The 10,245-nt window shown below is 65.4% G+C and carries 10 protein-coding genes and 1 pseudogene; 9 read left to right on the top strand and 2 right to left on the bottom strand.

Features of this window, described 5'->3' with window-relative positions:
- The 9 genes and pseudogenes from BMW87_RS34965 to BMW87_RS34355 all read left to right on the top strand — a co-directional run.
- A pseudogene (locus BMW87_RS34965) lies at positions 1 to 123 on the top strand (ABC transporter permease); the annotation flags it as partial.
- Positions 120 to 1,001 (top strand): ABC transporter permease, encoded by an 882-nt coding sequence (locus BMW87_RS34390; protein WP_093058179.1) that lies wholly within the window; start codon positions 120 to 122, stop codon positions 999 to 1,001. The pseudogene BMW87_RS34965 and the gene BMW87_RS34390, both read left to right, overlap by 4 nt.
- Before the next feature lie 5 nt (positions 1,002 to 1,006).
- Positions 1,007 to 2,002 (top strand): ABC transporter ATP-binding protein, encoded by a 996-nt coding sequence (locus BMW87_RS34385; protein ID WP_093083043.1) that lies wholly within the window; start codon positions 1,007 to 1,009, stop codon positions 2,000 to 2,002.
- Positions 1,999 to 2,814 carry an ATP-binding cassette domain-containing protein gene (locus BMW87_RS34380; protein ID WP_093083041.1) on the top strand — a complete coding sequence of 272 codons (816 nt, stop codon included), beginning with the start codon at positions 1,999 to 2,001 and terminating at the stop codon, positions 2,812 to 2,814. The genes BMW87_RS34385 and BMW87_RS34380 overlap by 4 nt, the downstream gene beginning before the upstream one ends.
- Before the next feature lie 48 nt (positions 2,815 to 2,862).
- Positions 2,863 to 4,356, top strand: a complete 1,494-nt coding sequence (locus BMW87_RS34375) for an ABC transporter substrate-binding protein (protein ID WP_093083039.1) — start codon at positions 2,863 to 2,865, stop codon at positions 4,354 to 4,356.
- A gap of 4 nt (positions 4,357 to 4,360) precedes the next feature.
- Complete coding sequence (locus tag BMW87_RS34370; protein WP_093083036.1) at positions 4,361 to 5,761, top strand: amidase; 1,401 nt, start codon at positions 4,361 to 4,363, stop codon at positions 5,759 to 5,761.
- A 23-nt stretch (positions 5,762 to 5,784) separates the two neighbouring features.
- A complete protein-coding gene (locus tag BMW87_RS34365; RefSeq protein WP_093083033.1) occupies positions 5,785 to 7,233 on the top strand; it encodes an aldehyde dehydrogenase family protein in 1,449 nt (482 codons plus the stop codon).
- Between the two features lie 9 nt (positions 7,234 to 7,242).
- Positions 7,243 to 8,133 carry an NAD(P)-dependent oxidoreductase gene (locus tag BMW87_RS34360; RefSeq protein ID WP_093083031.1) on the top strand — a complete coding sequence of 297 codons (891 nt, stop codon included), beginning with the start codon at positions 7,243 to 7,245 and terminating at the stop codon, positions 8,131 to 8,133.
- A 480-nt stretch (positions 8,134 to 8,613) separates the two neighbouring features.
- The gene (locus BMW87_RS34355; protein ID WP_143047751.1) at positions 8,614 to 9,093 is read left to right on the top strand and encodes a hypothetical protein; all 480 of its coding nucleotides are present in this window, start codon (positions 8,614 to 8,616) and stop codon (positions 9,091 to 9,093) included.
- Between the two features lie 193 nt (positions 9,094 to 9,286).
- On the opposite strand, the gene BMW87_RS34350 is transcribed toward BMW87_RS34355, so the two are convergent.
- Both BMW87_RS34350 and BMW87_RS34345 read right to left on the bottom strand, forming a co-directional pair.
- Positions 9,287 to 9,628: a hypothetical protein gene (locus BMW87_RS34350; protein WP_093083026.1), complete on the bottom strand. Its 342-nt coding sequence runs from the start codon at positions 9,626 to 9,628 to the stop codon at positions 9,287 to 9,289.
- Positions 9,629 to 9,708: 80 nt separating this feature from the next.
- Positions 9,709 to 10,245: hypothetical protein (locus BMW87_RS34345; protein ID WP_218149820.1), on the bottom strand; the 537-nt coding region annotated here is incomplete at its 5' end.

Below are 10,245 nucleotides of genomic sequence, written 5' to 3'. Positions count from 1 at the left end.
CGCGACCTGATCGTGGTGCGCAACTGCGTGATGCTGCTGGCGGCCATGGTGGTCATCGTGAACTTCGTGGTCGACGTGCTGTATGCCGTGATCGATCCGCGCATCAAGGCCAGCGACATATGAGCACCCTTGCTATTCCAAGTCCAGGCGCTGCGGCGCTCAAGGTCCCCGGCTTCTGGCAGCGCGCACTGAAGCACCGCAGCTTCGTCATCGGCGGCGTGCTTGCCGCCCTGCTGCTCCTGGCCGCCCTCGTGTCCTTCGTGTGGACGCCATGGTCGCCCTATGCGATGGACATGCCGAACAAGATGCAGGCCCCTTCGGCCTCGCACTGGCTCGGCACCGATGCGTTCGGCCGCGACGTGGCTTCATTGCTGCTGGTCGGTGCGCGCGCGTCCATCCTCGTCGGCGTGATCGCAGTCGGTATCGGCCTGGTGGTCGGCACCGCCTTGGGCCTGCTCGCGGCTGCAAAACGCGGCTGGGTCGAAGAAGCGGTGATGCGGCTGTCGGACTTCACGCTGGCCTTCCCTGCGATCCTGTCGGCCATCATGATGACCGCCGTGTTCGGCGCGGGCATCGTGAATGCCATCGTGGCCATCGGCATCTACAACATCCCGACCTTCGCGCGCATCACGCGCGCCTCGGCCAACGCAATCTGGTCACGCGAGTACGTGGCCGCCGCACGCGCCTGCGGCAAGGGCCCGTTCGCGATCACCATGCAGCACGTGCTGCCCAACATCTCGGCCGTGCTGATCGTGCAGATCACCATCCGCTTCGCCATTGCCATCCTCGCCGAAGCCGCCCTCTCCTACCTGGGCCTGGGCACGCAGCCACCGCAACCCTCGTGGGGTCGCATGCTCAGCGAGGCGCAGACCCTCATGTTCCAGCAGCCGCTGCTGGCCGTCTTCCCCGGCATGGCGATCGCCCTCGCAGTGCTCGGGCTGAACCTCCTTGGCGACGGGCTGCGCGACTTGCTCGACCCCCGCCTCGCCAGAGCCCGGTAAGCGCCATGCCCCTCCTCGAAGTCAACAACCTCCAGATTGGCCTGCAGACCCAGCGCGGTCCGGCGCAGGCCGTGCGCGGCATTTCGTTCTCGCTGGAGCGCGGCGAAACGCTGGGCATCGTCGGCGAATCGGGCTGCGGCAAGTCGATCACCGTGATGTCGCTCATGGGCCTGCTGCCGTCCAGTGCCAAGGTCGCGGGCAGCATCAAGCTCGACGGGCAGGAGCTCGTCGGCCTGCCCGAAAAGCAGATGTGCCAGATCCGCGGTAACCGCATCGGCATGATCTTCCAGGAGCCGATGACCGCGCTGAATCCGGTGCACACCATCGCGCGCCAGGTCGGCGAGCCACTGCAGCTGCATCGCGGGCTGACGAAGGTGCAGGCCCGCAAGGAAGCACTGAGCCTGCTCGACCGCGTGGGCATTCCCGATGCGGCGTCTCGCCTCGACGCCTACCCGCACCAGTTCTCCGGCGGGCAGCGCCAGCGCATCGGCATTGCCATGGCGCTTGCCTGCGGGCCAGATCTGCTGATTGCAGACGAACCCACCACGGCGCTCGACGTGACCATCCAGAAACAGGTGCTCGACCTGATCCAGGGCCTGGTCAAGGAAATGGGCATGGCGATGATCCTGATCTCGCACGATCTCGGCGTGATCGCCAACAGCGTGCAGCGCATGCTCGTGATGTACGGCGGCAGCGCAGTGGAGAGCGGCCCGACCGACACGGTCTTTGCCGGCCGTGCACATCCCTACACGCGCGGCTTGTTCGCTGCGCGGCCCGCCATCGGCGCAGTGCGCGCCGGCCGCTTGCCGACCATTCGCGGCAGCGTACCCGAGCTGGTCGACATGCCCCGGGGCTGCGCCTTTGCCGGCCGCTGCGCCCACACCATCGACCTGTGCCAGAGCACGCGCCCCCAAGCCACGATGCTGCCGAACGACCACACGGTGCGCTGCCTGCGGCTGGGCGAAATCGCCGCGTTGAATGCCAAGGCGGCCACCGCATGAGCAAGCCCATCACCGCCGGCCAGCCCCTGCTGGCCGTGAACAACCTCTACCGCCATTACGCGCTGCCGCGCGAAAAGCTCTTCGGCCCGCCGCCCACCGTGAAGGCGCTCAACGGCGTGAGCTTCGAGGTGCAGGCCGGCAAGAGCGTCGGCATCGTCGGCGAATCGGGCTCGGGCAAGTCGACCATCGCTCGCCTCGTGATGGCGCTCGACACGCCCACTTCGGGCACCGTCTCGCTCGAAGGCCGAAACCTGCATGCGCTGCCCAAGGCCGAACTGCGCACCGCGCGGCGCGATTTCCAGATGGTGTTCCAGGACCCCTACGGCTCGCTCGATCCGCGCCAGACCGTGGCGCGCATCGTCGCCGAGCCGCTCGAAGCGCTGGCCGAAACCAGCCGCTCGGTGCAGCGCGAGCGTGCTTCCGAAGCATTGGCAGCGGTCGGCCTGCGCACCACCGACATGGACAAGTACCCGCACGAGTTCTCGGGCGGACAGCGCCAGCGCATCGCGATTGCGCGCGCGCTCATCACGCGCCCCAAGCTCATAGTCGCCGACGAACCCGTCAGCGCGCTCGACGTGTCGGTGCAGGCGCAAGTGCTCAACCTCATGCAGGACCTGCAGCAGCAGTTCGGCATCAGCTACCTGCTCATCAGTCACGACCTCGCGGTGGTCAACCATCTGTGCGACGAGGTCTGCGTGGTCTTCAAGGGCCGCATCGTCGAACGAGGCCGCCCGGCCGACCTGTTCCAGCACGCCCAGCACGAATACACGCGCACCCTGCTTTCCGCCGTTCTGCACACGCCGTCCCGCTAGCCGGGCAAGGCTTTCTTTTCCTCCACCCTCACCTCCAGGAACTATCGAATGTTGAAGCGACGCACACTCATGACTTCCGCCATGGCCGCGGCAATCCCGGGTGTCTTCCTGCCCCAGGCGCGCGCGCAGGCCGGCAAGAACACGCTGACGATCGGCATGCCGCTCGAACCGCCAGGCCTGGACCCGACGAGCGGCGCCGCATCGGCCATCGCGGAGATCACGCAGTACAACATCTTCGAGACGCTCACCAAGGTGAACGCCGACGGCTCGGTCACGCCGATGCTGGCCGAGAGCTGGACGTCGTCGCCCGACATGAAGACCTTCGTCTTCAAGCTGCGCAAGGGCGTGCGCTTCGAGAACGGCCAGCCCTTCAACGCGTCGGTGGTGAAGTTCTCGTTCGACCGCGCAGGTGGCGCCAAGAGCACCAACAAGGACAAGCGCTTCTTCAGCGAGATCGGCACCGTGGTGCTCGACGAGTACATGGTGGGCGTGAACAGCACGCTGCCCAACCCCGACCTGCCGTTCATGCTAGGTCAGTCGACCGCTTGCATCGTGGAGCCCAAGAGCGCCGAGACCAACGTCACTGCGCCAGTCGGCACCGGCCCGTACAAGCTGAGTGCATGGCAGCGCGGTGCCTCGTGCACGCTGGTGAAGTCGCCGACGTATCGCGACCCGAATCTTGCGAAGACCGAGAAATTCGTCTTCCGCTTCATGTCGGACACAGCCGCGCAGACCGCCGCACTGCTGTCGAACGACATCGACATCTTTCCGCGCGCGGGCACGCGCTCGGTGAGCCAGTTCAAGGGCAACCCGCGCTTCCAGGTGATCGAGGTCGGCACGCGCGGCAAGGTGATCCTGACGATCAACAACCGCAAGAAGCCGCTGGACGACGTGCGCGTGCGCCGCGCCATCCTCGCGGCCATCGACCGCAACGCCATCGTCCAGGGCGCGGCGGACGGCTTCGGCAGGCCCATCGGCAGCCATTACGCCCTGGGCGCGCCGGGCTTCATCGACACCACGGCAATGAACCCCTTCGACATCGAGAAGGCGAAGAAGCTGTTGGCCGAGGCTGGCGTGAAGACGCCGCTCGAACTGCGCCTGCAACTGCCTCCGCCCTCGTATGCACGCCAGGGCGGCGAGATGATCGCGGCGCAGCTCGCGCAGATCGGCATCAACGTGAAGATCCAGAACGTCGAGTGGGCCCAGTGGCTTAGCGGCACCTTCGGCGGCGCGCACGACTTCGACCTGACCATGGTCGCGCACGTGGAGCCCTTCGACCTTGTGAAGTACACCGAGCCCGACTACTACTGGGGCTACGACTCGAAGAAGTTCCGCGACCTGTTCGTCAGCATCCAGAACGAAGAGAACAAGAAGCGCCGCGCAGACCTGCTGGCCGAGGCGCAGCGCCAGCTGGCAACCGACGCAGTCAACGGCTTCCTTTACCAGGCGGTGTTCCCGACCATCGCACGCAAGGAAGTGAAGGGCCTGTGGCCGAGCATGCCGATCGTGGTGAACGACCTGGCCGCTATCTCGTGGAGCTGATGCGATGACCAAGCCCCTGTACTCCCTGAGCGTGCAGGAGCTGCACGCGGCCTACGCCGCCAAGGAGCTCTCGCCGGTGGAAGTGGTGCGCTCGGTCAACGAACGCATCGCGGCCTACGAGCCTGAACTGCACGCGACCTGGCTCTTCCGCCCCGAGCTTGCGCTCGAGCAGGCGCGCGCCTCCGAGGCGCGCTGGCTGGCCGGCACGCCGCGCGGCACGCTCGACGGCGTGCCCGTGACCATCAAGGACAACCTCGCGACCAAAGGCGACCCGATGCCGCTGGGCACCGCCGCCTACGACCTCGTGCCGATGACGCAGGATTCCCCTCCCGCCGCGCGCCTGAAGCAAGACGGCACAGTGCTGGTCGCCAAGACCACCATGCCCGACCTGGGCATGCTGTCGTCGGGCCTGTCGAGCTTTCATGAACTCTCGCGCAACCCGTGGGACCTGTCGCGCACGCCGGGCGGCTCCAGCGCGGGTGCTGGTGCAGCGGCTGCCGCAGGCTACGGCCCGCTGCACGTGGGCACCGACATCGGCGGCTCGCTGCGCCTGCCGGCCAGCTGGTGCGGCATCTACACGCTCAAGCCCAGCTTCGGCCGCATTCCGCTGAGCACGCCCTACATGGGCCGCTGCGCCGGACCGATGACGCGCACGGTGGCCGACTCGGCGCTGATGATGGCCTCGGTCGCACAGCCCGACGACCGCGATTATTCGGAACTGCCGGCGCCGGGCATCGACTGGACGGGCTTCGAAGTCGACCCGTCGTTCATCAAGGGCAAGCGCGTGGCGCTGCACATGGACGCGGGCTGCGGCCTGCCGCTGGACCCGCAGATCGCCGAGGCGGTGCGCCGCGCTGCGAAGCGCATCGAGGCGGCCGGCGCGCTGGTGGAAGAAATCAAGCCCTTCATGACGCCGAAGATGCTGCAGGGCATGGACCACTTCTGGCGCATGCGCTCGTGCATCGACATGCAGGCGATGACGCCGGAGAAGCGCGCGAAGATCCTGCCGTACATCCGCGACTGGGCCGAGAGCGCGGCCGGTTTTTCGGGTGCGCACATCTTCGACGCCTACAGCCAGTTCATCGCCACGCGCGCGGCCACCGTTGCCGCCACCAAGGGCTACGACTTCGTGATCTCGCCGGTGTCGCCCAACATGCCCGCGCCGGCGGACCATGCCTCGCCGACCAACGACCCGATGCTGCCGCTGGAGCACATCGGCTTCACGGTGCCCTACAACATGTCAGAGCAGCCTGCCGCCTCGATCAACTGCGGCTACTCGGCCAAGGGCCTGCCCATCGGCCTGCAGATTGCCGGGCGCCGTTTCGACGACCTGGGCGTGCTGCAGTTCAGCCGCGCATTCGAGCAGATCCGCGAAGCACAACACCCCTGGCCGGAACCCAAGTGACCGGCCACAAGGAGACAAAGCAAATGAACGCAACCCACTACATCGACGGCCACCACGTGCCGTCCGAAGGCAACGCCACCATCGACGTGATCGACCCGAGCGACGGCCAGAAATTCGGCCAGATCGCGCGTGGCACCGCCGCCGACGTGGACACGGCCGTGCGCGCCGCGCGCAAGGCCATGGGCGAGAACTTCGACGGCCCCTGGGGCGCGATGACCGCGCTGGAGCGTGGACGCCTGCTCGCCAAGCTGGGCGCCGCCGTGATGCAGCACCACGAAGAGCTCGCGCAGCTCGAAGCTCGCGACACCGGCAAGGCGCTGCGCGTGGCGCGTAACGACGCGACCGCGCTGGCCCGCTACATGGAGTACTACGCCGGCACCTGCGACAAGCTGCACGGCGACACCCTGCCCTACGAGCGCGGCTACACCGTGCTGACGGTGCGCATTCCGCACGGCGTGACGGGCCACATCATTCCCTGGAACTACCCGATGCAGATCGCGGGCCGCAGCGTTGGCGCCTCGCTCGCCGCGGGCAACGCCTGCGTGGTGAAGCCGGCGGAAGACGCGAGCCTGTCGCTGCTGCGCCTGGCGGAGATTGCGACGGAGGTGGGCTTTCCGGCCGGCGCGCTCAACGTGGTGACGGGCTACGGCAAGGAAGCCGGCGCGGCGCTGTGTGCGCACCCGGGCATCGACCACATCTCGTTCACCGGCTCGACCATGACCGGCCGCAGCGTGGGCCTGGCCGCGGCCGAGCGCCATTGCCCGGTGACGCTGGAGCTGGGCGGCAAGTCGCCGCAGATCGTGTTCGCCGACGCCGACCTGGATGCGGCCGAGCCAGTGCTGCTCAATGCCATCATCCAGAACGCCGGCCAGACCTGCTCAGCGGGCAGTCGCGTGCTGGTGGAGCAATCGGTCTACGAAGAGGTGGTGCAGCGGCTCGCGAAGCGCTTCACGGCCGTGCGCGCGGGCACGCCCGCCGAAGACCTGGACATGGGTCCGCTCATCAACGAGAAGCAGTTTCGCCAGGTGCGCGACATGGTCTCGACGGCCGAGGCGAATGGCCTGAAGGTGGCGGCGCGCGGCACGGTGTCACCCAACGCGTCGGCCACCGGCTTCTACCAGGAGGCCGTGCTGTTCCGCGACGTGCCGCACGACAGCGACCTGGTGCAGCGCGAAATCTTCGGCCCGGTGCTGGTCGTGATGCCCTTCGCCGACGAGGCCGAGGCTGTGCGCCTGGCCAACGGCACGGACTTCGGACTGGTGGCCGGCGTGTGGACCCGCGACGGCGCGCGCCAGCTGCGCATGGCGCACAAGCTGCACTGCGGCCAGGTCTTCGTCAACAATTACGGTGCGGCGGGTGGTGTAGAACTGCCTTTCGGCGGCGTGAAATCCAGCGGCTTCGGCCGCGAGAAGGGCTTCGAGGCCCTGCTCGGATTCACGACCCTCAAGACCATCGCCATCAAGCACGGATGAAGACAGCACATGACAACCACTGAACAGCAAACGCCGCGCAAAGTAGGCCTCGTCGGCGTCGGCCTGATGGGCCACGGCATTGCCAGCAACATCGTCAAGCACGGCCACCAGCTCACCGTGCTGGAGCACGCGGGCAACCAGCCCATCGACGGCCTGCTGAAGGCCGGCGCCACTTCGGTGAAGGACGTGGCCGCGCTGGCAGCGCAGGTCGACGTGCTGATCCTCTGCGTAACCGGCACGCCGCAGGTCGAGGCGGTGATGCTCGGCGACAAGGGCGCATTGACTGCGCTGCGCCCCGGCACGGTGGTAATCGACTGCTCGACGGCCGTGCCCGCTTCCACAGCCAAGGTGGCGGAAGCAGTGAACGCGAAGGGCGGCAAGTTCATCGATGCGCCGATGACGCGCACCGCGAAGGAAGCCGCCGAAGGCCGGCTGAACCTGCTGGTGGGTGGCGACGCCGAGGTGCTGGCCTCGTGCCTGCCGTTGCTGCGCTGCTTTGCCGAGAACGTCACGCACGTGGGCGGCATCGGCGCAGGTCACGCGATGAAGCTGCTGCACAACTTCGTGTCGCTGGGCACCGTGGCGCTGCTGTGCGAGGCTGCTGCCTGTGCCGAGCGCGCGGGCGTGAAGCCCGATGTGTTTGTCGACGTGCTTGCCAAGGGCGGCGGCAACGGTGTGGCACTGGAACGCGTCAAGCCCAAGCTGCTGACGGGCAGCACCGATTCGCTGAAGTTCTCGATGGCCAATGCCAAGAAGGACCTGGGGTACTACAACGACATGGCTGAGCAGTCGTCTTCCAGTCATGGCATTGCGCAGGCTGTCGATGCGCTGTTGACTCAGGGTGTCGAGAAGTTCGGGCCTGACCGGATGGTGCTGGATCTGGTCGAAGCGCTGCGCTGATTTCTTGTTGCGTTCTGTGCGCCGTAGTTCAGGGCGTGTGCACAGGACACCGGGTACTCCCCTCCGCGAATGTCCCCCGGGGCTGCGCCCCTCCTCCTTTATTTCGCTGCGGGGAGCACCCGATGCCCTGCGCACGATTAGCGCGGCTGTGGCGTTCGCGGTTCGACCGCTGCGGCGAAGGGCTGGCGTCGGCCACGGTCGACATTGGTATGACTGCGTTCGATGCCCGCTTCAGACTGCAAAGCAGACATCCGTAACGGTCGGGTGGACGGCAGCACAGGGCCCACGGCCGTCATCGAGTGCGCTAGAAAGCGGTCATCCGACAGATTCGCTGTGACCCTTTGGTACCCACGCAACCGACCAGTCGCGTCGCCGAACTGCTGCCGCATCGGTGGGCGTCATCGGCAGCCTGATCTGCGACTGCAGTCAAGACGGGATCACCGCGCGCTTGTCGACCTCGCAATAGCTACATACTTGCGTATGCCAATCGACATTGACATTGAAGCACCCGCCGATCGCAAACGTGCGCTGCGCGCAATCGCTCCTGAGGATGCGTCAAGCCATCACTCTTTGCTGCGCCGCATGTTCACAGCTGAGGTCGAGTTCCGCCGTCGACTCGCGCACGATGATCTTGGAGACGACGACTGGGATCCCGCGTGGGGCGAGGACGACAACTACTTCGAGAACGTGTACTGGTGCGCTTGGCTACTGTTCTTGGTTGGCGACCCCGCCGATGTCCCGGCCATGTGGCATGCAAAGTACAAGGTTGATTTCGATTTGCAGTGCTGCTTCGACATTGAAAGCATGCTCGGCGGCGGTCCTATACGAACTGTTGCTTGGCTTCGCGAACAGGGAATGCTTGACATTGCTGACGGACTCGCCCAATGGTGCAGGGACGACTGCAGGGAGCAGCTCGCACGCTGGTCTGCCGATCGCCGTCATTACTTCCTCGGCAACTGAGTGTTGGAATGCTGCCACTTTGAGTGGCTAGCCATCTGCGCGCTTCGGTCCTAAGTCTGAGACCGCCGTCAACATGAGTTGCCAGGACGCTTACTCACTTACTTCAAGAACTAGTTTCCTGGGCTCCATCAACTTCCTCAAATGACCGGCTGGCTTTGGCCGAACGCAGGCAGTCGATAGATAGTGAGCGTCGCTACGGGTTCAGGCGGTCAAGCAGGGCCTGCACCTTGGCCATGTCCCCAGCGAAACCAGCGTTTGCAAGAACGTCCATAAGAGTCCGCAGATAGATGCTCTGTGGAACTAAGACGTCATCCTGTCCGTAGCTGTAGACCCGCAAAAAGCCCTCAGGAATCTGAGCTCCCTCGACGAGACGCTCATACTCATCAAGATCTTCAGGGTACTGAATGCCTCCGCTGTCGGAGCCATATCCGTGACCACGCTCGGCAAAATCCGCAAGGTCTGATAGCCGCGACCACTCTAGGATGATTTCCCGGCATAGGTCCGTCAGGTTAGAGCCAAGAGGGGGATTGTTCATGGACGTGATCCCTGTTTTGCTGTTAGCAGAATTTAGCAGGCTCGCTTGGATGGCAGCTTCTGGCCGACTGTAGCCGTTGCTCAGGACGGGCGAAGCGCAGCAAGTCGCTCTTTGATTTCGGGGTCAGCAAGCGGCTGCCAGGATGTTTCGTAGCTCACTCCCTTGAGCTTGATAGCGATGCTCCAGACGAGATTGTCACCCTCGCCGGGAGCGTCGGCGCCAAGGTTCGGAAGCATCTCTAGGCAGCGATACAACCGCGCGATGCAGTCAGCGGAAGACATGGGAAGCGGTCGTCTATCGCTAACGGCCCAGTACAACACCGCCGCAGCCGAGTACCAGAACTCCTTCCTGGCTGGCCTAGCCAAAAATAACATCAGCTCCGCAAGCGTCGCGTCCCAGCCTGCCTGTGAGGCAAAAGCCGTGACCTCTCGCTCCAGGTCGAACGCATCGTCCTCGGCGTCGCGGACAAATAGGTGCAGCAGAGCATCCATCTTGTTACTTATGGGTTGGTGAGGCGACCGACCGCTTCTCTGATCGGGCCGGTTTGTCAAGCGCAGAGTATCTCGGTATTTGGTTTCGTCGAACAGAACGTCTCGGTGCAGTTCACGCTTCTCTAC

The sequence above is a fragment of the Variovorax sp. OV084 genome, assembly GCF_900111625.1.
Lineage (GTDB): Bacteria > Pseudomonadota > Gammaproteobacteria > Burkholderiales > Burkholderiaceae_C > Variovorax.
Note: the sequence above shows the minus strand (reverse complement) of the source record. Positions and strands in the feature narration are given on the sequence as shown.